Raw genomic sequence first — 24,785 nt, 5'->3', positions numbered from 1 at the left:
ATCAAACTAACCTTGAAAGCCTTAATAGGATACTAATGTAGTGACGCTTGAAGGAGCGAGATTTACGCCGAAACTACTACCTGTTACAGCAAAACTATTTGTACTAAGGTTCGCTGAACTGGTAGTGAAATAGCGATTAAAACCAGCCACATTAACTCCGCTGAAATTAAAGTCCTGATAAGTCGCTGTGGAATTTTGATTGACAATAACCATTACCAATTTTGTTCCGCTTTTATATGCCGTAACGTATACACCGGATGAAGGATTAGATGTGCAGGATATTTTAGTATAGCCAGGACGAACATATCTGGCATACTGGGCTAAGACATAGCCAAGTTTGGTGATATTGCTGCTCTCATCTATGGGCCCGTAAGACCTGCGTATATACCACCATACATAAGCAGACCATCCTACATTCATACAATCATGTATTTCTTTCGCCGCATTCATTGCATTTCCCCAATCATTACCGCTAATACTTGAATTGGTATAATGTTCAGTCATCCAGACTTCTTTGCCAATGTTTCCTAAATTATAAGGAGGAGCACCATAAATATGTCCGGATACAAAACTGGTTTTGGATTTTGCAGCGGTATTTGCTAAGTAAGTATTGATGAAAGTCTGGCCCATGTTAAGCGGTTCCGGTCCTGCTATCGGAGCACCGCAATTGCTTCCCTGTGCCGCAACGAAATTAGCCACCTCGGTTGCTGTACCTTCCATCCATCCCGATGGGGAGTAATTGGGTTCGTTAAACGGACTGATAGCATAAACACCACCCACAGCTGTATTGTATGCTTTCAGGTGAGCTGCATATGCGGCGTATGATGCGGTATTTAAATGTACCCCGTTCATCATACTGGGTGGTGCATTCCAGGCTTGTGCAATAACTTTTGCACCGAAACTTTTAGCCACATCTATGGTTGGCTTTTCAGCTGCAAAACTGCTGCTATTCGTAGGTACCATCACACGAAGTATACTCAGCCCTATACCAGAACTGGTAGAAAAGGCTTTAGTTCTCTGGTCGCTTGTAAGATCAGCAATCCACGTTAAAATACTTGCTCCCCCAAAGCCCTGTATTTTTTGTTGTACAGTATTCGCGTCGATGGTTGCTGTTGCTAAAATTGCTGCGTTTGTACTTTGTTGTTTGTTCCCGATGTTTTCACGGGTGAATTCTGGTTGGGGTTGATTTTTACTACAACCGGTGGCCAGCAGTAAAATTGCCGTAGCAATCTGTAAAAGTTTTTTTTTCATAATCGGTAAGAATATTTGGTTGATTTTTTATGTAGTCAGGCCTTAAAATGGCACTATAGCTAATTTGAAAAAGTTATATCAGAAAGTGTGCTACTGATGTTTATAGTTATACCACAAATGTTTTACATCACCTTTGATCAGAAATTAAATTTTCATCTGCCCGGCCGGCCTATTTAGCAATCTTATTCCTGGCTACTATTGCCAGGTATTCATTCTGGTAACCTCATAATTTCATTGCGTACAAAATTTGACGGTTATTGAACATTAGTTATATCATTTTGATGAAACGTAACATTAGGTTTTGACTAAACCATGCAAATTTGAATCGCCATAGTTATGATTTAGTTTAGCCAGATAGATTGTCTTACCTGGCCGGATATTTTTTTTTGTTGATCAAAAAAAGAATCTGTGTATGGTTTTTTTCTAAGCTCAATAAACCTTAACCAAATATTAAAACCAGTATGATGATCAAAACACAAACCTGAAAAAACAGGCTATCAAAGACCCTTATAAACACAGGGTATTCATTTTTATCAACCAAATTAATGAGCTTTTATGATAAAACTTAGATTTATGAAATGTTGGAAAATCATACTGATTATATTATTAGTAAATGGATTTTCCTTATCCCTTTTTGCACAAACAATCTCCATACGTGGAAAGGTTGTAGATGAAAAAGGAGAGTCCCTGATCGGGGCGTCTGTTAAAATCAGTGGTACAAACACTGGTGTCAGTACAAACAATACCGGTAATTTTACACTACAGGTTCCGGCTAATACCACTAAAATAACCATTTCTTACATTGGTTATACGGATTTAGAGAAAGTAATAACCCCACAATCCGGCAATCTTGGTACAATATCTCTTGTGAAAAATAACCGTGATCTTAACGAAGTGGTTGTTGTGGGCTACGGCTCTTTGAAAAGACAAGATGTTACCGGAACAATAGCTACAATTAGTGCCAAAACCTTGCAGGAAATCCCAGCTTCAAATGTTATTGAACAGTTGAAAGGTCGTGTAGCTGGTTTAGATGTGGTAAATAGCAGTAATGGGCCTATCATCAGCTTGCGTGGTAACCGGACTATAGGAGCAGCTCCTGGTACAGACGGACCACTGATTGTTCTGGATGGACAGCCTTATTATAACTCCATTGAAAATATTGACCCGAATAACATTAAGAGCATTGATGTATTGAAAGGTGCTTCTGCGACTGCTATTTACGGTTCCCGTGCTTCCGGTGGAGTACTTTTGGTGACCACTAACCGTGGCCGGGTGGGACAAACTGTGACCTCTTATGATTCTTATGTGGGGATTAACACGCTTCAGGGAGATCTGAAGCTATTGAATGGAACACAATTTGCAAAACTACAGGAAGATGCGCTTCAAGGGGCGATCATGCAGGGTAGCGGGAGCACAAATCCTCATGCTTTGACCGATATACAAAAGCGGGCACTGAGCGAAGGAATAAGCACTAACTATCCTGATTTATTGTTAAAAAGCGCGATGGTCTGGGATCAAAGCTTAAGAGTCTCAAGCGGAACGGAAAAAACGCAGTTTACTGTTGGTTTAGGTTACCGTGTAAATACCGCGCTACAACCAAATAACTCAACTAAACGGATCTCATTAAATGGTACTATTGATCATAAACTAAATAAATATCTCAAGTTTGGATTGAGTACGATGACTACACTGCGGCTGATCAATGAAGGAGGAGGAGATCAATTGCAGAATGCAAGATTTATGAGCCCGTTAACTTATCCTTTTAACGCTGATGGGAGTTTAAATATTCTGCCCCAGATTGATCAGCTTGACGCGACCACTATAAACCCTTTATTGCCAGGGCGCAGTCCTGATCAGTATTACAACAATACACGTGGATTTATACACAACGACATCGTTTATGCAGAGGTGACTCCGTTTGACCATTTAAAATACCGCTATAGTTTGAATTATAATTTTTCGCAGTCATTACAGGGAACCTATAACGGGATCAACGGAGCAGACATTGTAAACATAGCCAAAACCAATGCCAGTACAGTTAACAATTATCAGTATCGCTTAGCTCAGGAGCATTTGCTGACTTATGACAACATCTTTGCTCAAAAGCACAGCATTAATTTTGTAGCAGGTTTTACCACTGAGCTTCAGCACAATGAAAACTCCAGTATTAACGCTACAGGTATCCCTTCGGATGCTAACCGGAATGCTAATCTGGGACTGGCTTCTACCATTACCGCTGTAAACGGTACATTTAGTGAACAGGGGCTGATATCACTCCTTGGCCGTTTAAACTATACCTTTAACGATAAATATAACTTAACCGCTACTATTCGTTCTGATGCCAACTCTGCGCTGGCCAAAGGACATCAGCGTACCACTTATCCATCTGTAGGTTTAGGCTGGATAATCAGCAATGAAAACTTCATGAAGCAGTTCACCTTTATCGACAATTTGAAACTGCGTGCCGGTTACGGACAAACATCAACTATAAGTACCATCAACCCTTACGGAACTTTAGGACAGTTAAGTTCCAGTAAATATCAATATGGTGGTATCCCTGGAGGAAATGCTCAGGGCGTGCGGGTAACTACACTGGTCAATGAAAATCTGACCTGGCAGCGTACCGGTGAATACAATATCGCTTTGGATTTTTCATTGCTGAAAAGCAGGCTTACCGGTTCGGTAGAGGTATACAAGACAAAAACTACAGATATCATTCTTGGAAACAGGTTACCGATAACTAACGGTGCAGGTAACCAGGCTTCTAACTTAGGTACATCTGCCAATAAAGGGCTGGAGATTACGCTTAGCAGCGTTAATATTCAAAAGGCCGGTGGCTTCAACTGGTCAACAGATTTTAATATTGCCTTTAGCCGCGAGCGTGTGGTAGAGTTACCGAATGGTGGGTTGACTAATATAGGAGCAGGTCAGTTTGTCGGGCAGCCGTTAAGCGTTATTTATGATCTGAAGAAAATAGGGATATGGCAGAGTAATGAAGCGGCCCAGGCTGCTGCTTTTGGCGCCAAACCCGGACAGATCAAAATTGAGGATTTTAATAAAGACGGAAAAATTGATGCCAATGATAATCAGCTGATAGGCAATTTTCAGCCTAAGTATGCCCTGGGTTTAACTAACAGGTTTAGCTACAAAAATTTTGACCTGAGTATTGTTATCCAGGGCAGAATGAAATTTACCACCATTGTGCCCTACGTATCTTCTTCTAACTCTGCCTTAAACGGATGGCAGTTTCTGAATATCGGTCGTCACAATCAGCCGGTTATTGATTACTGGACACCTGACAATCCAACCAATGCATTTCCTCAGCCAAATGCTCAGAACCAGGGCAGCTATTATTCAACGTTACAATATTATGATGGCTCGTTCATCAGGGCGAAAAGTATCAACTTAGGGTATAATTTGCCAGGAAAGCTAGTAAAACGCTTAGGTATGAATTCATTGCGGGTTTACGCCAACGTTACCAATCCGTTCTTTATCTATGCACCGATCAGAAAACATAGTTTTTCCGTTCCTGATGCAGAGTCTGTTTATAATGTTGCAGGATCTAATGCAATTGCTCCGGCGGCTGTATCAGCAAGCGGTAACATTGGCGGTTTTGATCCCAATAATGCTAACGGATCGCCCTATCGTGGTGTGGGGATCAGCCCGGGACTACAAACACGTGATTTTATTTTTGGTATTAATGCAAGCTTCTAAATTGAAATAGAGATGAGAATATTTAATAAAACCAGCTTTGTAATTGCTGTTTTAGCAATGTTAATGATAGACAGTGGTTGTAAAAAAGTGTTAAACGAAAGTCCGAGAGCTGGACTATATCCTAATTATTTTGGTACACCAGGTGGTGTTCAGGCAGCCGTTACAGGGGTGTACAATGACTTAAGAGGTGCTTTTTCAGGCGAAGGTCTCGTTTTTTATTATAATGGTACTGACGAAAATATCTCAGGTGGCAGCGCTGGAACTATTGCCCCGATCCTGAATTCCTATAACGGCATAAATTCTTCAAATACACCTGATATAATGGGTCTGTATGTAGATATTAATACCCTTAATGGCGTATTACAATACGCTTCATCGATTACTGATGTTACTGCGAGAACTCAATACGTTGCCCAGGCAAAGTTTCTTCGTGGTTTCATCTATTTTTACCTCGTGCAAACCTATGGCGGACTAACGGCTACACAGAAAAGTGGTATTCCCTTACACACAACTTTTATTACACAAGCTTCTTCTGAAGATAAACCGGCCCAGCTTACTGAGATTTACGACCTGATTATCCAGGATTTTACAGAGGCGGTAGCAGCATTGCCGAATACTATCACCAGTTCAAATCCGTTCTCGGCAGGTGGAGTTGGTAAAACTGCAACTGTTGCTGTAGCGAATGCTTTTCTGGCCAAAGCCTACCTCACAAGAGGCTATACTGAAGCCAAGCATGCTGATGATTTCCAAAAGGCGGCAGACCTGACTGCAGCTCTGATTAACAATAAGGGTACTTACGGGCTGAACTTATGGCAAAACTATAATGATGTTCATAAGCCAGTCAACGATTATGGTAAGGAAAATATGTTCAACATTGATTACGGGATCTCAGATCCGCAATATTCCGGATATGTTCAACAAGGTTCAGGCGGTTATGGGATCAACCAGCTTTATGTATTGCAGCGTTTTAATTACGTTGGGCCTGGTGTAGATAATGTTGCTGGAATTGATGCTGTCCCGCAAAAACTCTCTACTAAATCAGGCATGCTCCGCGATGTGTATAACGGGCGTCCCTATACACGTCTGGCACCAAATGTACCTTATACAATGAATGTAGCCTTCAAAGATCAGGTACATGACACGCGATATGATGCGACTTTCCAGACCTTCTGGATCTGTAATACAAATGTAGCTGCAGGTACAACCAGTACCGGGGGAGTGAAAGGGAAGCTGATACCTGCTTCTAATGTTTCATTAAGTGCATTTCAACGCCCTATAGATGGTGATACTGCTATATTGATGCCCAGTACTGATGTTACCATGGCCCGCCGGGATGCCTTTAAAGGGTTAATTGTTACTCCAAAGCAATTTAACAACACTATCTTTCCAACAGTGAAAAAGTTTGATGACCCTGCACGCACCGGAATACTCGACTTTTCGAGCAGACCAATTGTTTTAATGCGATTTTCTGAGGTTTATCTGATGAATGCAGAAGCTAATTATATGCTGGGTAATATTAGTGCGGCAGCAACGTCACTTAATGTGCTCAGGCAAAGAGCAGCTTACCGGACACCGGCGGACGCACAGACTGTTGCTAAAAATCAATTTCGGGTAACTGAGGAAACGATGTCTTCTGCAAATGCTTCAAATGCTGCTGCGATGGCCCTGACAAGCGAACAGCTTTCCCAATTGAGTATTCCTAACAATACCAATTCAGGCGGTTCACTTAATGGTATGGATTTGATTTTGGAAGAATATTCCCGGGAACTCTATGGAGATCCACGTCGCTGGTATGATCTGGTGAGAACCAAACAGCTGGTCAGACGTGTGAAAATGTACAATGCAATTGGTGCACCTAATGTTCAGGATTTTCATGCCAGAAGACCGATCCCGCAAACCTTGATTGATGCGGTACTATCGGGGCCGAAATATCCACAGAATAACGGTTATCAATAGGTATTAAAACCATAAACCCCGTGACCTGCTTTAAATGAAAGCAGGTCACGGGGTTTATGCTAAGTTCCTGTTTTATTGCAGTACAGGCTTTATCAGTTGTATACTTCCATCTGCGTTATGCTTCAGTTCGGTTACTTTGATATTTCTCAGGTGTGTTTTTCCGGATAGCTGGGTGTCATGATAATAAATATACCACTTGCCTTTTTGTTCTATGATGGAATGATGCGTAGTCCATCCCTGAACAGGTTCCATAAATGTTCCCTGGTAAATAAAAGGCCCGTAAGGACTATCTCCGATTGCATAAGCAAGAAAATGTGTGTCACCAGTTGAATAAGTAAAGTAATATTTGCCATTGTATTTATGCATCCATGCACCCTCAAAAAATCTGCTGTCATGGTCTTTAGTTAACAGTGGCTTACCAGTTTTACCTAAAATTACCACATCTTTTACCGGTCCGTCAAAACTTAACATATCGGCACTCATCTTTGCTACCTTAGCGGTAAGGGCAGGTTCATCTTCTTTTCCTGAATCAGTTTTAGAGCCATCAGCAGCATAATTTCCATTATTCCAGCGCTGTAGCTGACCTCCCCATATCCCACCATAATATAAGTAAGTATTCCCATCCGTGTCAGTGAAAACCGCAGGATCTATGCTGTAACTTCCTTCAATTGGTTTTGGTTCCGCTTTGAAAGGGCCGGCTGGGTTTTTTGAGGTTGCTACACCGATTCTGAATATATCTTGTTTATCCTTAGCAGGGAAATAGAGATAATAGGTGCCATTTTTAAAGGCAGCGTCAGGAGCCCAGAGTTGCCGGCCTGCCCATGGAATATCCTTTATGCTTAAGGCCACACCGTGGTCAGTAACTTTACCATTGACACTATCCATACTCAGAATATGGTAATCCCGCATGTCAAAATGATCGCCATTGTCATTTTCTGGTGTACCCGCTTCAATATCATGTGAAGGATAAATATATATTTTACCATTGAAAACATGGGCAGATGGATCTGCGGTGTAAATTTCAGAAATCAGAGGTTCAGAAAGATATTTTATTTTTTTTGTCGTATCTGTGGTTTTCGCGCCTGCCGTACTGGTTTGCTGCTGACAGGAACTTGTACTTGTAGCCAGCATGGCTATGGTAATAGCGAGGGCTGAGTGCTGTTTAAGTTTATTCATGATTTTAGGATAGGTTATAATTTGTTTATTTTTAATTGCTTTTAAATGTCTCAGGAGGTCCCAGAAAGCTTGGTTTTAACCCACCAATATCCAGTACGAGTTTTTGTAGGACTACACCAGGATTCACCATCCAGTATTTTAAGGTATGTTTTCCTGGTTTATCAAATTTTAAAGGTGTTTTAAAGATTTTAATGCTATTGGCTACTGATAGTCCCCAGGCTGCTTCGGTTTGATAATCCGTACTGATATTTACGATGGTTGCAGGATTATTGTCTATGGAAATGGCGAACTTTAAACCATCAGAATTTGTAAAGTCTATCGTTGGTGAAATGAATGAATTCAACGTATAAGTACCTGCATGATCAAGGTAAATATCATAAATAAGATGAGGACTGTTTTTACCAGGTTTTTGAACAGGGGATGTGACCGGAACCGGAATTACTCCGGCTAAAGTTTTACCATAACCCGGAATTGTTTTCCAGGAAACCGTTTTGCTGCTGACAGCCTTTGTATAATGGGGAGCCTCTATGGCAATATATCCGTTTTGAGGAAAAAATACATTACCCGTTTTATTAAATATCCTGTTGTTGTAAGTTTGGACCGGAAGGGTTAATTCAGCACCGTCACTTCCATTAATGGTGATCAAAGTCACTGCTTTACCTGTGGGGGCTTTTGTCCAGTCTATACTTAAATAAATTCTTTTTTCATCTGGAATGATCCCTTTTTTTTCTTCAATGATGACGTAAGACGGAGCAGTAATGCTGTAGGTCAGCTTACCGGTACCAGTATTAAAAAGCTCAAAATAATGTTTTTTATTATTCAGGTTATCCAATACCGGGAAATCTTTGTTGATCCTGTTTTTTCCTGTCCAGCTCGTATCTGATCCCTCAATTGCCAAACCAAGGCTTGTACTTGCTGGTGCAATTCTATAAGTTTCAGGCATGATGTTTTGTTTGGGTTCCTGCCAGCCTGTATAGCCAATATGGGTTTGATCCATCATATGGTCCCACTTACCACCGGCCATAATCTTGTTATAAAAATGTGTAATCTCTAGATCTCTTTTAAACAAGGAATCTGCTTTTTCGGCGAGCTTATTTGTCCATATCCGGCTTTGTTTAGCATAAAGCTTGTTTTTCGCAATAGTGTAGTAGAGTTCATGCAGGTTTGCACTGGCCTCAATAGGATGTAAAACCAATTGGTAATAAGCATCTTTCCGGGCTTCATCCAGCTGATTGAAGATAAGTCTGGCCTTTCTTTCAAGTGTCTTATAATCATTGATGACGTTTTCAAATTCCCGGTAGTTTACCAGGCTATAAGTGTTTTCATTGAGTAGTTCCGGCTTTATCCTGCTATTGTATTTTGAACAGGTTTCCAGGATATCGGCTGTTTTTGAAGCGTATTTAGTTCCAAATTGCCTGCTGCACCAGTTAATCGTGTACTGCTTTAGTTTTTCAACCGGAATGGCATCCGGTGCCCAGGCATAATCTAAAAAGAACTGAATTGGAAACTCCATAGGTTTTAAATCACCAACATTTACAATCCAGATCTGGTTGGCATTGTACTGATAAGCCAGGTTCATTTGTTCCCATATTTTTTGGATTGAATTGGTATTGATCCATTTATAATTCCTTGGGCCACCCACATAATCGAAATGATAGTAAATCCCGTATCCACCGGTTCTTGGTTTTTCCGTTAAAGCGGGAAGTTTTCTGATATTCCCCCAGTTGTCATCACAAAGGAGCAAGGTCACATCATCGGGTACACGCATGCCTTTATCATAATAAGACTGGACTTCCTTATACAGTGCCCAGAGCTGTGGTGTCTGGTCTGCTGGTTTTCCGGTTACTTTTGTAATGATCTCCCGCTGATCCCTGACGATTTTTTCAAGCAAAGCAGTCGCTGTTCCTTCAGTCATCGGTTCATCACCATCTCCCCGCATGCCAACAGTTATAATTTGCTCTTGATCCGCAACACGTTTCAGGCCGCTTTCCCAAAATGCTTTGAGTTGTTCCGGATTCTGTTCATAGTTCCATTTACCACCTTTGTACCTTCTCCATTCATCATGTGCCCTTGTCAGTGGCTCGTGGTGAGAAGTGCCGATTACGATGCCATATTCATCGGCCAGAACAGGGTTCATCTTGTCGTCATCGTTAAAGGCGCTTCCCCACATGGCCGGCCAAAGGTAATTTCCTTTAAGACGAAGGATCAGTTCAAAGACCTTTTCATAAAACTTATGATTAAAACCACCAAATTCCTTTTTGGACCATCCGGATAGAGCTGGTGCCTCGTCATTTAAAAATATGCCCCTATATTTTACGGCGGGCGTAGTGGTAACGTGACGGCCAGACATAACATACAACGTATTGCTCTTTTGCGGTGGCACATCAGCCCAGTAATACCAGGGTGAAACACCTATCTGGCTTGACAGTTCATAAATTCCATAGATGGTTCCCCGCTTATCGCTGCCGGCAATGACAAGCGCACTGTCTATACCTGGTACAGGATTTTTTACCACTTGAATTAAAGTAGTCTCCCATTTTCCAGAAACGCCTGCCACGTTAATTTTATTGGTTTTAATTAACTGATCAATGATTGTGCTGTGGCCAATAGTACCAATAATGATGGACATCGGAGCTATCTGGCCGGTATTAAAGGTTGCGGGTTTTCCGGTTACCTTTCTGAAGTCATCCTGAAGATCTTTAGCGGCCCTTACTACACCTTTCCATTCATTGTCACTGACTATAAGGTTAGCTGTCTTTTCTCCCCGCGCAATGCAGAAACTGCCTGGTACATGTTTTTTAGAGATGAACGGATCAATACCGGCAGCCCTGGCAAAGCTATTCAAACTGATGATCAGCAGGAATAAAATAAGTTTCATCATCATAGTTGTTCTGCTGTAAGTGAATACGAAATCCCCATTTCCAGGCCACGCAATTCGGCAAGGCCTTTTAACCTTCCTATGGCTGAGTAACCCGGATAAGTTTTTTTCTTTAAGTCATCCAACATCTGGTGTCCATGATCCGGACGCATAGGAATGGATATGTTTTTTCTTTTGGACAGTAAAACGACTTCCTTTACGACCTCGTACATCCCTGCATTCCCCTCTAAATGATTGGCTTCATAAAAATTTCCTTGCTCATCACGCTGTGTGCTCCGCAGATGAAGGAAATGAATACGCCCGGCTAAATGTCTGACCATAGCTGGTAAATCATTGTCTGGTCTGGCTCCAAATGAACCTGTACAGAAACATAAGCCATTTGCAGGTGAGGGCACGGCTTCAAATAGTTCGCTGACATCCTGCTCTGTACTCACAATTCTGGGTAATCCCAGAATGGGATAGGGTGGATCGTCAGGATGAATAGCTAATTTTATTCCCACCAATTCAGCTACCGGTGTAATCTCTTTTAAAAAATGGAATAAATGAGTTTTTAATTGGTCAGCATCTATACCCTGATAAGTTTCAAGCGCTGTCAGAATTTGGTCCCGTGTAAAAGGCTCATCACTTCCCGGTAAACCAAGCATCGCAGTTTTAAACAAGGAGGATCTTTCATCTGGAGTCATGGTCTCCAAGCGTTGCTTCGCATTTGCTATCTCTTCAGCAGTATATTCTTCACTGGCGCCAGGTCTTTGAAGTAAAAACAAATCAAAAGCAATAAATGCTGCTTTTTCAAAACGTAAAGCTTTACTTCCGTTATCCAGGGTATAATTCAAGTCTGTTCTCATCCAATCAAGAATAGGCATGAAATTATAAGTGACCACTTTCATCCCGCATGCTGCCAGATTTTCAAGACTTTGCTTATAGTTTTCTATGTAATGCTGGAAATTATCTTTTTGTTTTTTGATGTCTTCATGAACAGGAAGGCTTTCTGTTACCGTCCAGGTTAAACCTGAGGCTTCGACGATTTTTTTTTCGTTTTTCAATTTCACCGACCGTCCAGATATCCCCAATAGCAATTTGATGTAACGCAGTAACAACGCCACTGCAACCGGCTTGTCTGATATCCTGCAGACTAACAGGGTCGCCTGGGCCGAACCAGCGCATCGTTTGTTCCATTAACATAAATTTTCCTTTACTGTATTAAAAACCAATTGAATTTCCACCATCAACAGGCAATATTACTCCAGTGATGTATTTTGCAGCATCAGAAACCAGAAAAGCTGCTGTTGTTCCAATGTCTTCCGGTTCTCCAAGGTATCCCATTGGCGTGCGGGAGTAAACTTTCGCTTTTCGTTCAGGATCACTATCCAATGCCTTAGCCGACATGTTGCTGTAAATAAAACCTGGCGCAATTGCATTGATACGGATCCCTTTTGGCGAGAGTTCAACTGCCATAGCTTTAGTCATGCCATCTATTGCACTTTTTGCTGCGGTATACGCGATTACTTTGGGTATGCCATATTGTGCAGCCATCGAACTTATGTTGAGGATACAGCCAGATTTAAATGGAAGCATAGTACTGACGACTTCTCTTGATATACTGAATACCGATAAGACATTGGTTTGAATGATCTGCATAAAATCAGCATCCGTAACCTCACAGAATTCCTTTTTCATATTGATACCAGCGTTATTGACAAGGATATCAATTTGCTGATGTCTGGCAGATATTTGTTTGATCAGTGAAGGAATGCCATCAAGCTGGCTCAAATCAAATGTAATCGTCTCGCATAATTCCCCCAATTTCTCTTTAGCTTTTTGAAGTTTTAATTTGTCACGTCCGATAATTATTGTATAAATATTGTTCCGGATAAATTCTGTTGCAATGGCCAGGCCGATTCCCGAAGCGCCACCCGTAACGATGGCGATTTTTAGCTTGTTTTGATTTTCGTTCATTGATTTGATATCGTTCTGATTATTGAGGTTAATTATATATAGCAGATGGCGGAGTGTTCTTTAAGTATTCCAGATCATGAACTGGACGCTCTATATCAAACGGGACAGGCCGTTTGCTGAATTGCTGAAAATAAAGTAAACAGGCATCTTTCCAGATTTGAGCATCACGGCATTGACGCTGCAGTTTATGCTGTACTGCATAAAAACGCTGCTGATCAACGTAAGGCTGAACCTGGTCCCAGGTCTTCTGGAATTTCCGCACTTCATTTAATCCATCAGCATACCGATAGCACATTTCATTCCATAGTATACGCCCGTTTTTCATTTTGTAATCCCAGGGGAGGTGATGAAACCATAACAGGTAAATTTCAGGGCAGGTATCCGGGTGGTTAAACCTTGAGGCCAGAGGTTCCCGATATTGACTTATTGCGTTACTTCCTTTACTTGTCCGGTTAAAACCAATGCCATTGGTATCTGCCTGATGGTAATATACAGAGGTCCAGTCTTGCCGTAAATCTTTATTCGCAAACCATGGTGCAGGTCCATAATGATGGTTCTCCACAAAAATATGATGCAGACCCAGTGGCATCATATAATTGACTGCTGCTTCCCGGCTGGCCATCATCATAGCTTTTACCGGCTCAATGAATTCAGGCTCATTTTGTATAAAGGTTTGTTTCAGCCATTCTTCTGCAATGTCTCCGCTGCTCATTTTATTATTCCAGGCCATACGTCCGAACGCATACCAGTTCGCTTGTGCAAAATCATGACCACACCAATTGGAGTCTAATCCAATATTAGCTACGCCAGCAATGGCAGTATATTGCTGAGGGTAAATATTTCCAGCTGTACGCTGCGCTATTGTACTTCCGCTTCCTTCCTGATAGGTATCACTTTTCAGAAATTCTTCCCACATGGGAGCCAGGTATACCAATTGTATATCACGACCCAGATATTCCTGGGTGATTTGAAGCTCAGGCATTATAGCTGTTTTTTTCAATGCACCGAAAAGAGGACTGAAGGGCTCGCGTGGCTGGAAGTCCAGCGGTCCGTTTTTGATCTGAATGATAACATTTTCCCGGAATTGTCCGTCCAGGGGTAAGAATTCCGAATAGGCCTGCATCACACGATCCTTATCTGATGGACTATAGACAAAAGCCCTCCACATGACTATTCCTTTGTAAGGTTTTAATGCGTCGGCAATCATGTTGGCACCATCAGCATGGGTGCGGCCAAAGTCTTGCGGGCCAGGTTGTCCTTCACTATTGGCCTTCACTAAAAAGCCACCAAAGTCAGGAATCAAACTGTATATTTCCTTTATTTTCATGGCCCACCACTTTTTTACTTCAGGATCCAAAGGATCTGAGGTTTTTAGCCCTCCTGTTTTTACGGGTGAGGAAAAATTAACAGAGAGATAAACCTTCACGCCATAAGGACGCAGCACTCCGGCTATGTCTTTCACTTTTTTCAAATAGACAGAAGTTAAGATTAACGGAGAGGCATTTACATTATTAACTACGGTACCATTGATTCCTATGGATGCATTGGCCCTGGCATATTCATGCCAAAGCATTTTATCCTTTTCAGTAACTGTAATAGCGTTTTTTTCATTTCTCCAGAAGATGGAGGAACCCGCATACCCGCGTTCCACTGATCCGTCTAAGTTGTCCCAGTGGTTAAGAATGCGGTGCATATAGGAAGGATTAGACGCTAAATTACCGGCCATTTTTCCTGTCTTTTGACGGCGCAATACCTCATACGTGCCATAAAGGATCCCAAACTCAGTATTTGCTCTTATGCCGGCATCGTCTAAAATGAAACCATCTCCTTTGATTGATTTTTCAGGAGATAAATTGAGCGTAAACCTCTTACCGGAAGGTCCTTGCCATCCATCCGTCAGCTCTTTTATTGCAATGTTCAATACAGCTGATTTTTTGGCACAAATGATATTTACAGAGATTGGGGGCCGCTTGTTTAGCCAGAGTTGATGGCCATCTTCTGCGTTGGTTTTAATGCAGAGTACACTTAAGGCACACAGGATTATAATCGATCTGCTAATAAATTTCATACATAATTTGCCTTTAGATACTTGGTTTGTTAATTAACTGGCTGATATAACCTGAGGATAAAAATATAGATCTTAACAGGGCAGGAGGTGTTCGTTTGTCATCAATTGTAGAACAAATGTTTAATAGGAGCTTTATCCTGAAGATTTGATGAAATCGGTCGCCTGGAAGTGTAAATTGATCTTTCAGATACATTTTTCACATTAAAATCAACAAATGAGCAAGCTTTCTTTTTTTTAGCCCGGTACCTTTGGATAATCAGCGGATGATTCAATTTCTTTATTCAAATTACACCCCTAAAAAAATGCGCATCTTTTTTTCTTATTTAGTAGTATTGACCACTTTTTTTTCGAGTGTCCAGGCTCAGATGACTTTAGAAAACCCTATTCTTCCAGGTTTTTATCCCGATCCTGCTATATGTAAAGTAGGTTCAGATTATTACATGGTCACCTCGACTTTTGTTTATTTCCCGGGAATACCTGTTTTACATAGCAGAGATCTTAAAAACTGGAAGCAGATTGGCAGTGCCATTAACCGGCCCTCGCAGATGGATTTTATGGGAGAACAGGTATCAAGAGGCTTGTTTGCACCGGCAATAAATTATCATAACGGGATTTTCTATATCACTTGTACAGATATTGATCATGGCGGAAATTTTATTCTCACAGCCAAAAATCCGGCTGGTCCATGGAGTAATCCCGTATATATTAAAGAAGCAAGGGGTATTGATCCTTCTTTGTTCTTTGAGGGTGATCAGGCATTTATCATTTATAACAGCGATCCACCGGAAAATAAATCTTTATATAGCGGACACAGGACGGTCAGGATTTATGAACTTGAGCTGACAACGCTGAAGGTGAAAGGTACTGAAAAGATCCTGGTCAATGGTGGAGTAGACCTCAGTAAAAAACCTGTTTGGATTGAAGCACCCCATATATACAAAAGAAATGATTTTTATTATTTGATGGCAGCCGAGGGCGGGACCAGTGTCAATCATTCTGAGGTAATTTTCAGAAGTAAGGATGTTCGCGGACCTTATATTCCCTACGAGAAAAATCCTATTCTTACCCAGAGGCATCTGGACCCCAATAGAAAAAATCCAATATCTTCAGTTGGTCATGCTGATTTGGTAGAGGGACCTGATGGCAATACTTATGCTGTATTCCTGGGTGTTCGTCCGTATGCAGGAGATTTTTACAATACGGGACGTGAAACTTTTATTGCGCCTGTAAAATGGGTGGACGGCTGGCCAATTATCAATGCTGATTACAAAGAAGTACAGTACAAATATAACGTAAACTGGAAAGAGCAGAAGCATGCGGATCAATTGCCAATTACCGGGAACTTTAGTCTTAAAATCCCATTTAAAGACAGTTTGAATACCCAGTTTTTGTTTTTACGCACTGATAATCCTGACTGGTATAGTTTCCGGAAAAATAAAAACGCACTCACCCTCAATCTTTTGCCAGAAACAATTCTTGAAAAAGGAAATCCTGCTTTTATTGGAAGAAGGCAGCAGCATCTGAACAGCTCAGCATCTACTGAAATGGACTTCTCTGCTCAAAATAAAAATGAAAAAGCAGGGCTTATCATATTTCAAAACGAGAACCATTTTTACTATATGTGCAAATCCATTGACAATAAAAAGGATGTAATTCAACTATTCAAAGGTAATCCGGCTTCAAATCAAATGGATTTGCTGAAACAGATTGTTTTACCTAAATCTCAGCGTAAAATATATTTCAAAATCAGTTCCGATAAAGATCATTATTCATTCTGGTATGGCTCGTCAGATAAAGACTGGAAGCTGCTGGCAGATAAACTGGATGGCAAATTTTTAAGCACTGCTGTTGCTAAAGGTTTTGTTGGATCTTTGTATGGGATTTATGCGACCTCAGCAGGTAAGGAGTCAAATAATCAGGCTGTTTACAAGTGGTTCGGATATAGCGGAAATGACAATACTTACTAATCCAGTACGCTCTCAGCATTAAAAGGCCTGGATTAGACGAAAATCCGGGCCTTCCTTATGTGATTTATTTTAGAATCTGATGACCTCATAATAGGCCTTTTTGGGTTGTAAATTGGTGTCAAATAGTAAAGGGAAGTTCTTTTTGCCTCGGTTGTCGAGCCAGCTATACCTGTCGGATAAGTTCCAGAAGGTTACGCCACTAATGTTCTTTTTATATTTTCGAAATACTTCAAAGACCATCCGGTACTTCTCCAGCTGTTTTTCTTCCATCTCTTTGGTGAAAACTGCAGCCGTTGTATCCCTTTGTCCCCTGATGATTTGTCCCCCCTGATTACCCGTATAAACGGAAATATCCAGCTCAGTAAATTGAATAGTTAATCCTAGTGAGGAGAACATTTTGATTGATTTTTCAAGTTCTTCACGACTTGGTGTATTGACAGACCAATGTGCCTGCAATCCAATCCCATGTATCGGGACACCGCGTGAAAGTAGTTTTTTAAGCATGCGGTAGATCTTTTCTCTTTTTACAGGGTTTTCTGTATTGTAATCATTATAGAATAAAATGGCTTTTGGATCTGCCTGATGTGCATACCGGAATGCCTGCTCCATAAATTCCTCCCCGGCTATTTCAAAGAGAGGTGTCTTGCGGAAATAAGCCGTATCATCGTCAATAACTTCATTCACAACATCCCAGGCATAGATTTTTCCTTTATAGCGGCTGACAACAGTATTGATATGATTTTTCAGTCTTGCTAATAAGATCTCCTTACTTACAAATTTTCCGTCAGCTCCTCTGAATAGCCAGCGGGGAGCCTGGGTATGCCAGACCAGGCAGTGACCGCGGATTTTTAATTTGTTTGTTATTCCGAAAGCTACAATGGAGTCCGCATTTTTCCAGTAAAAATGGCTTTCCTCCGGATGCAAAGGGCCCATTTTCATGGCGTTTTCAGCAGTTATGCTATTAAAGTGCTGCAAAATCATTTGGCGGTCAGCACCATTGATATTAGCAGGAGTAATGGCTACGCCTATTGGAAAATATTTTTCATAATAATCTTTTAATCCCTTGGTTTCAGTAAGTGAAAAAGTATAACTGCTTAATGACCACGTGCAGGAAAGCAAAGTCGAAAACAGAAGGAGCCTTTTGAATAGTTGAGTTTTCATAATTGAATTTAAAAAAACCGAATACGTTTGTTATAAAACTATAAATAGTTAGCTCTCCTTTATAGTTCATTTCTTTATTTTGCTAACACGAATGTTCCCTGCAGTTTTGGTGTATTAATGACCATCAGGAGGTGTTTTGAACTTATGTAGCATAAAAATAGACATTTGTGATGGTCGGGTGCTTGTTTTGTCGTTACTTTAGTTGTCTAACCAAATATACCTTGTATCTGTTTTCCCTAATTAAAGGATTTCATTAGGAATAATGATGCTTAATGGTTATTAATCTGTATTTCTTCCAGATTAATATTCCTCAGGTATAATTATTTTATGTAACTTTAGGTAACTGAGCAACAATGTTAAACCGGGTCATTTTTAAAAGAGCTTACTGCTTATTTCTAAGCGCTATCTGTATACTACAAGCTGGATATGCACAACAGCAGAAAATAAATTTCACCTCGCTGAATTCAAAAGACGGACTTTCTTCCAATACAGTTAATGCTATTTTAAAAGACCGGTATGGGTTAATGTGGTTTGCCACCGAAGATGGTCTCAATAAATTTGACGGAACGAATTTTACGGTATATAAACATAAATCTGATGATTCTACCGGGCTTCAGGCCAATGATATCAGGACACTGCATGAAGACAAATCAGGTAATTTATGGGTGGGCAGTGCAGGAGGTTCGCTTAGTTTATATGACAGGAAAAAAAACTCTTTTATAAATTTCCCTGCCAATACCGCTGCTGGCCTGAGCAGTGATATTGTCCGCAGCATTTGCAGCGATTATACCGGGAAAATATGGGTTGCAACTTTTAACGGTCTTGATGTAGTTGATCCAGTAAGTAAAAAGGTCAGAAAATTTTCTATCCGTTCTAAAAATCAGCAGGTATTCCCTGATAAAATAATCAGTTGTCTTTATGAAGACCGTAAACGCAGGATGTGGATCGGAACGAATAACGGCCTTTACCTGTATAACCGGAAAACGACTTCATTTATATTTTTTCAGCATTCGGCGACAAATGCTGCCAGTATCAGCGATAACTATATAGCCGGAATTGTTGAAGATCGTCTCGGGAATTTGTGGATAGGTACGAAAAACGGACTCAGCATGCTTCTTCCTGATGGGAAAGGATTTCAAAATTTAAGACACAAACCCGGAGATAGTCAGTCACTGTCCAGTAATACTATAACCAGTGTAGTAGCCAATGCTACGAACCAGTTGTGGATTGGTACAGACGAAGGCTTAAATATTCTGGACATTACTACCGGAGAAATTACAAAGTATATGCCGGATTCAAGAAACACTTACAGTTTGACAGGCAAGTTTATAAACTGCATGTATATAGACAAACAGGGCACCTATTGGGTTGGCCCTTTTCGCGGAGGCATCAATAAGTATGACAATAATCTGAATCTGTTTCACTTAAAACAAAGTAATATTTTCGACCAGCGGGGATTAAACGGTTCAGTGGTGACTTCCTTTGCAGGATATACTCCTGATGAAATCTTTGTGGGAACAGATGGCGGAGGGCTTAATTTGTTCAACCGCAAAACAGAACTTTTCCGGCACATCAATATGCCTTTGGCAAATGGATCCTCTTCAGCTGGCATCTCGATTATGGTGATGGAAATGACCAGATCTAAAAAGCTGTATATCGGCACTTATTCAAAAGGGCTGTTCGTCATGGACACAGGAACAGAAAAAATTCAGCAGTTTAAAGCAGGGAACCGCGCAGATGAGTTAAATTCCAATGATATATTCTGTGTCAAAGAAGATAGCAAAGGGAAAATATGGGTTGGTACAAATGGCGGTGGAGTCAATATTTTGAATTCAGCCCATAAAGTAGTTTTTAGATATTGTGAAAACGCAAAAGGGGCAAACGAAGCCAAATATCCGATAAATAATTTCATCAGATTTATTGAGGAAGATGATCATGGTGATATGTGGATAGGTTCCTATGGTTCAGGAATTGCCGTATTTAATCCCCTTAGCCAGAAGTTTACCCAGTATGATAAAGCTTCTGGTAAATTACCAAATAATCTGACATTATGTATGCTAAAAGACCGTGCCGGGGATATCTGGGTAGGGACATTTAGCGGAGGCCTGAGCCTTTTCGATCGTAAAACAAAACAATTTATTACGTTTTCTGAAAAAAGCGGGCTGAATAATGCAACCGTTTATGCGATAGTTGAAGACCTGAAAGGGCAAATTTGGGTGAGTACAAATAAAGGGATCAGTAGTTTTGACCGGAAAACTAAGAAGTTTACCAATTATGGCATTTATAACGGTGTCCAGAACAATAATTTCGTGCTCGGAGCTGGCTTCAGTGCTGCTGATGGAGAGATTTTTTTTGGTGGTGCCGAAGGTTTCAACTACTTTAATCCGCAATACTTTAAAAAAAACAAAAATGTCCCGTCCGTCATGTTTACTGATTTAAGGATAAATAATAATTCCGTAAAAGCATCAGATGACGGGCCTATTAAGGATCATATTTCTGTAGCTAAAGAGATTAATCTGGATTATAAACAAAATTTTACACTTGGTTATGTGAGTGTAAACTATACCGCTCCGGAACAAAATAAATATTCCTATCGGCTGGAAGGATTTGATAAGGACTGGATTGAAGCAGGAACTTCTAAATCCGTATCCTATACCAATCTTGATCCGGGTGATTATGTCTTTCATGTGAAAGCTAGCAATAACAACGGACTATGGAATACCGCAGGAACGGTAATCAACATACATGTAAAGCCTCCGTTCTGGCGTACAATATATGCTTATCTCTTTTATGTAATTGTCAGCATTGGATCACTGTTATATAGCAGGCACAGAGGGATTCAGAAGTTGAAGAAGAAGTTTGCCGAAGTTCAGGAACGCATGAAAGCAGACCAGGAAAGAAAGGAAACCGAACGTTTAAATGATTTGGATAAACTTAAGATAAAGTTCCTGACAAATTTAAGTCATGAGTTCCGGACTCCGCTTTCATTAATTATGGGGCCCGTTGATAAATTATTACTGGAAGAGAAAGGCGCCGTTGATAGCAGCCCGCTGGTCATGATTAAGCGAAATGCAAGGAGACTGTTAAATTTAGTAAATCAAATCCTTGATTTCAGAAAGATGGAAGAACATGAGCTGAGGTTAAATTCATCTGATGCAGAGCTTGTCCCTTTCATTAAAGAAGTTTTGGAATCGTTTAATGATCTGAGTGAGCGCAAACATATCCAACTGGTATTTAAGAGTCAGATCAGAGAGTTTTACACTTCCTTTGATCAGGATAAAATTGAGCGCGTATTATTTAACTTATTGTCAAATGCCTTTAAATTTACCCCGGCAGGTGGAACGATAACTTTAGAGGTGGAGAAAAGTGACCGGACTATTACTGAAGAACCGGGTATAATCATTAAAGTGTCAGATACAGGTATTGGCATTAGTGCTGATGATAAAGAGAAAATATTTGAGCGGTTTTTTCAGACGGATACAGCCGGTACTATTCTCAATCAGGGCAGTGGGATTGGTTTGTCAATCACGAAAGAATTTGTTAAAATGCATGGTGGCAGTATAACTGTTCAAAGTGAATATGGGGCAGGAAGTTGTTTTATTATTTATCTTCCATTTTTACCAGTTGAACCAATAGATGAAATCAGGATAGATTTTTCAGGTGCTGTTAAGGCTGAATCGAAACCCGAAGTGCTTAAGCTCCAGGAAACACTTGTTGATCCGGTTGAATTAACTTCCATCTTATTGGTAGAAGATAATGAGGATTTCAGATTTTATCTGAAAGATAGTTTAAAATCCTTCTATAAGATTTATGAGGCATCAAACGGACAGGAAGGCTGGCAAAAAATACTGGCGCATCATCCGCAAATTATTGTAAGTGATATCAATATGCCTTTAATGACCGGAATTGAGTTGTGCTGTAAGGTGAAATCAGATAAGCGTACCAATCATATTCCAATTATATTGTTGACTGCTTTAACTGGAGAAGACGAGCAGATCAGAGGATTGAAGACCGGTGCTAATGATTATCTGACTAAGCCATTTAATTTTGAGATCCTTAATAATAAAATTAAAAATCTGTTGTTCTTAAACAGGACTTTGAAAGATACTTATACCAAACAGATCAAGGTTCAGGCGCCAGAATTGCTTATTGAATTGCATAGCGACAAATTATTAAATAAGGTCGTATTGTATATTGAAGAAAACCTCACCAACCCGAAACTCTCGGTGGAGGATTTAAGTAAACATGTCGGGATGAGCAGAGGCACACTGTACTATAAAATACTGGAATTAACAGGACTCTCACCAGTTGAATATATCCGGTCTGTTAAGCTTGATAAAGCCATTGTTTTGCTCGAAAAGAGTGACCTTAATGTTTCACAAATTGCTTACATGGTTGGTTTTGCCACACCTACTTATTTTGCAAAAGCTTTTAAAGCTAAGTTCAGCATTCAGCCTTCTGAATTTAAAAATTTAAAACGGAAAGCAGAAGTCGTGGGACATTAGACTTTTTTTTCGACCCTGGTGCCGCCTGGATTTAAAGATGATTTAAACATGAATTATAGCCGGATCTAAACGATTGAACAAATTAAAATAACAAATGTTCAAATCTGTACTGTTTGTGGACCGTTTCCTTGTTGATCAAAAATGAACTGTATACTTTAGTTTGTAAATCAGGATTCAGTTTTATCGATAGCACAAGTTTATGGACCAGACCAGGCGAATTTCAGTTTTTATATTCTTTTACTTTTTACTGATCGGTCATGGTTATTCACAGATAACCCTGCCAGGTATAATAGCCGATAGCATGGTGCTGCAACGCGAAGTACCCCTTAAAATCTGGGGCTGGGCATCGGCGGGAGAAAAAGTGTCTATCAGCTTCAATGGTAAAAATGTAAAAACTGTTACAGGTCCCGGTGGAAAATGGATGGCAAAACTTCCGGCCATGAAAGCAGGCGGCCCTTTTAAAATGAAGCTGATTGGAAAAAATACAATTGTACTGAAAAATATTTTGATTGGAGATGTGTGGTTATGCTCCGGGCAATCTAATATGGTTCATCAGATGAAATTGCATAACATTACCTATGCTGCTGATATTGCAGCTGCCAATTATCCTGCTATCCGGCAATATTGGGTACCGACCACAACGAGTTTAGCAGGGCCAAAGGAAAGTTTGCCACAGCATTCCTGGAAATCTGCCAATCCAAAGGATATCAATGAATTTTCGGTTGTCGCGTATTTTTTTGCAAAGCAGCTTTTTATCAAATACGGGATTCCCATAGGCATCATTAATTCAAGTGTTGGCGGGTCCTCAATTGAAGCATGGACGAGTGAAGAAGGGTTAAAAAATAACGCTGAGTTAACAGCAGTGATCACACGGAATAAAGACACCTCGTTTGTGAATGGAATTAACCGGAAAGCTTTAGCCAGCCCTGGTAAAAGAAAAGAAGCAGATCAGGGGCTGGCAGGCGATGTAAAATGGTATGAAACGCAATATCAGCCAAAGGGTTGGAGAAATATAAATATACCAGGATATTGGGAAGATCAGGGGATACGTGATTTAAATGGTGTGGTTTGGTACCGCCGGGAACTTGATGTCCCGGCGGATATGGCTGGAATGACAGTGCGCATCCATATGGGCAGGATCATTGATGCGGATAAATTTTATATAAACGGTCAGTTAATCGGCAGTACAGGATACCAATACCCACAAAGAAGATATAACTTAGCTTCAGGAATTCTGAAACCTGGAAAAAACATCCTGGTCATCAGGGTTGAGAATACAGCTGGAAAGGGAGGTTTTGTACCAGACAAACCTTATTATCTTGAGGCCGGCAACCATAAGCTTGATCTCAAAGGAGAATGGCAGTATAAAGTTGGAGAATCCTATCTCCCGGTCGCCAGAACCGGCCCGGATAGGATATCAGAGCAAGGTCAGCCAGCAGCATTATATAACGCAATGATTGCACCACTTACAAACGCTGCTTTAAAAGGGATTTTGTGGTACCAGGGAGAAAGTAATGTTGGAAATGCGAATGCGTACAGGAAATTTTTACCTGAGCTGATCAAAGATTGGAGAACCCATTTTGGTCAGTCAGAGCTCCCTTTTTATTATGTACAGTTGCCAAATTTTGGTGATATGTGTTACCACCCGGTTGAAAGCAATCTGGCTGTAATCAGAGAGGCGGCATTACAAACCCTGAAAGTTCCCTATACCGGAATGGCGGTCACGATCGATCTTGGGGAGTGGAATGACATTCATCCCGATGATAAGAAAACTGTAGGAGACCGGCTTTCCCTGATTGCAAGACATTTTAGCTATGGAGAACGGAACCTGGTTTATTCAGGACCTCTTTTTGAGTCTTCAAGAATTGACGGCAATACTATAGTTATCAGTTTTAACCATACAGGAACTGGCCTTACTGCAATTGATGGTGAACCACTATCTCAATTTGAAATTGCTGGTGAAGATAAAAAGTTTGTATGGGCCAAAGCCTATATAGCCGGCGATAAAGTTGTGGTGTCGGCGGTTGAAGTTCCGGTTCCAAAATATGTGCGGTATGCCTGGGCTGACAATCCTGTCAATCCTAACTTATATAATTTGGAAAAGCTGCCTGCTTCTCCTTTCCGGACAGACAGGTGATAGTTTTATCAGGATG

The 24,785-nt window shown here is 40.6% G+C and carries 13 protein-coding genes; 5 read left to right on the top strand and 8 right to left on the bottom strand.

The window, feature by feature from the left end; translation table 11 throughout:
- Positions 1 to 21: 21 nt before the first annotated feature.
- Positions 22 to 1,251 carry a hypothetical protein gene (locus AY601_RS14775; RefSeq protein WP_068402420.1) on the bottom strand — a complete coding sequence of 410 codons (1,230 nt, stop codon included), beginning with the start codon at positions 1,249 to 1,251 and terminating at the stop codon, positions 22 to 24.
- Between the two features lie 573 nt (positions 1,252 to 1,824).
- Between AY601_RS14775 and AY601_RS14770 the strand changes: the two genes are divergently transcribed.
- On the top strand, positions 1,825 to 4,965 hold the full coding sequence (locus tag AY601_RS14770; RefSeq protein WP_068402418.1) for a SusC/RagA family TonB-linked outer membrane protein: 3,141 nt from the start codon (positions 1,825 to 1,827) through the stop codon (positions 4,963 to 4,965).
- Between the two features lie 12 nt (positions 4,966 to 4,977).
- Positions 4,978 to 6,921: a RagB/SusD family nutrient uptake outer membrane protein gene (locus tag AY601_RS14765; RefSeq protein WP_068402416.1), complete on the top strand. Its 1,944-nt coding sequence runs from the start codon at positions 4,978 to 4,980 to the stop codon at positions 6,919 to 6,921.
- A gap of 72 nt (positions 6,922 to 6,993) precedes the next feature.
- Here AY601_RS14765 and AY601_RS14760 read toward each other — a convergent pair whose 3' ends face one another.
- From AY601_RS14760 to AY601_RS14740, 6 genes are read right to left on the bottom strand one after another with little or no spacing between them, the layout of a single operon-like run.
- A complete protein-coding gene (locus tag AY601_RS14760) occupies positions 6,994 to 8,097 on the bottom strand; it encodes a glycoside hydrolase family 43 protein (protein WP_068402414.1) in 1,104 nt (367 codons plus the stop codon).
- Positions 8,098 to 8,128: 31 nt separating this feature from the next.
- Positions 8,129 to 10,981: a glycosyl hydrolase 115 family protein gene (locus AY601_RS14755; protein WP_232324607.1), complete on the bottom strand. Its 2,853-nt coding sequence runs from the start codon at positions 10,979 to 10,981 to the stop codon at positions 8,129 to 8,131.
- Positions 10,978 to 12,018: a mannonate dehydratase gene (uxuA, locus tag AY601_RS14750; RefSeq protein WP_335340579.1), complete on the bottom strand. Its 1,041-nt coding sequence runs from the start codon at positions 12,016 to 12,018 to the stop codon at positions 10,978 to 10,980. Before uxuA ends, AY601_RS14755 begins: the two co-directional genes overlap by 4 nt.
- Entirely contained in the window at positions 11,945 to 12,139 is a 195-nt protein-coding gene (locus AY601_RS26270) for a mannonate dehydratase (RefSeq protein WP_335340593.1), read from the bottom strand. Before AY601_RS26270 ends, uxuA begins: the two co-directional genes overlap by 74 nt.
- A gap of 36 nt (positions 12,140 to 12,175) precedes the next feature.
- Positions 12,176 to 12,931 carry an SDR family NAD(P)-dependent oxidoreductase gene (locus AY601_RS14745; protein WP_068402412.1) on the bottom strand — a complete coding sequence of 252 codons (756 nt, stop codon included), beginning with the start codon at positions 12,929 to 12,931 and terminating at the stop codon, positions 12,176 to 12,178.
- 28 nt (positions 12,932 to 12,959) lie between these two features.
- On the bottom strand, positions 12,960 to 14,999 hold the full coding sequence (locus AY601_RS14740; protein ID WP_068402410.1) for an alpha-glucuronidase: 2,040 nt from the start codon (positions 14,997 to 14,999) through the stop codon (positions 12,960 to 12,962).
- A 302-nt stretch (positions 15,000 to 15,301) separates the two neighbouring features.
- Between AY601_RS14740 and AY601_RS14735 the strand changes: the two genes are divergently transcribed.
- On the top strand, positions 15,302 to 16,966 hold the full coding sequence (locus tag AY601_RS14735) for a glycoside hydrolase family 43 protein (RefSeq protein ID WP_068407575.1): 1,665 nt from the start codon (positions 15,302 to 15,304) through the stop codon (positions 16,964 to 16,966).
- A 69-nt stretch (positions 16,967 to 17,035) separates the two neighbouring features.
- On the opposite strand, the gene AY601_RS14730 is transcribed toward AY601_RS14735, so the two are convergent.
- Positions 17,036 to 18,127 carry an endo-1,4-beta-xylanase gene (locus AY601_RS14730; RefSeq protein WP_068402408.1) on the bottom strand — a complete coding sequence of 364 codons (1,092 nt, stop codon included), beginning with the start codon at positions 18,125 to 18,127 and terminating at the stop codon, positions 17,036 to 17,038.
- A gap of 353 nt (positions 18,128 to 18,480) precedes the next feature.
- Here AY601_RS14730 and AY601_RS14725 point away from each other — a divergent pair, with 353 nt between their 5' ends.
- Together AY601_RS14725 and AY601_RS14720 are read left to right on the top strand one after the other, a co-directional pair.
- Positions 18,481 to 22,632: a hybrid sensor histidine kinase/response regulator transcription factor gene (locus AY601_RS14725; RefSeq protein WP_068402406.1), complete on the top strand. Its 4,152-nt coding sequence runs from the start codon at positions 18,481 to 18,483 to the stop codon at positions 22,630 to 22,632.
- Between the two features lie 199 nt (positions 22,633 to 22,831).
- On the top strand, positions 22,832 to 24,769 hold the full coding sequence (locus AY601_RS14720) for a sialate O-acetylesterase (RefSeq protein ID WP_068402404.1): 1,938 nt from the start codon (positions 22,832 to 22,834) through the stop codon (positions 24,767 to 24,769).
- Positions 24,770 to 24,785: the final 16 nt, after the last annotated feature.

Origin of the sequence: Pedobacter cryoconitis (genome assembly GCF_001590605.1) — a bacterium.
GTDB classification, from domain to species: Bacteria; Bacteroidota; Bacteroidia; order Sphingobacteriales; family Sphingobacteriaceae; genus Pedobacter; species Pedobacter cryoconitis_A.
Note: the sequence above shows the minus strand (reverse complement) of the source record. Positions and strands in the feature narration are given on the sequence as shown.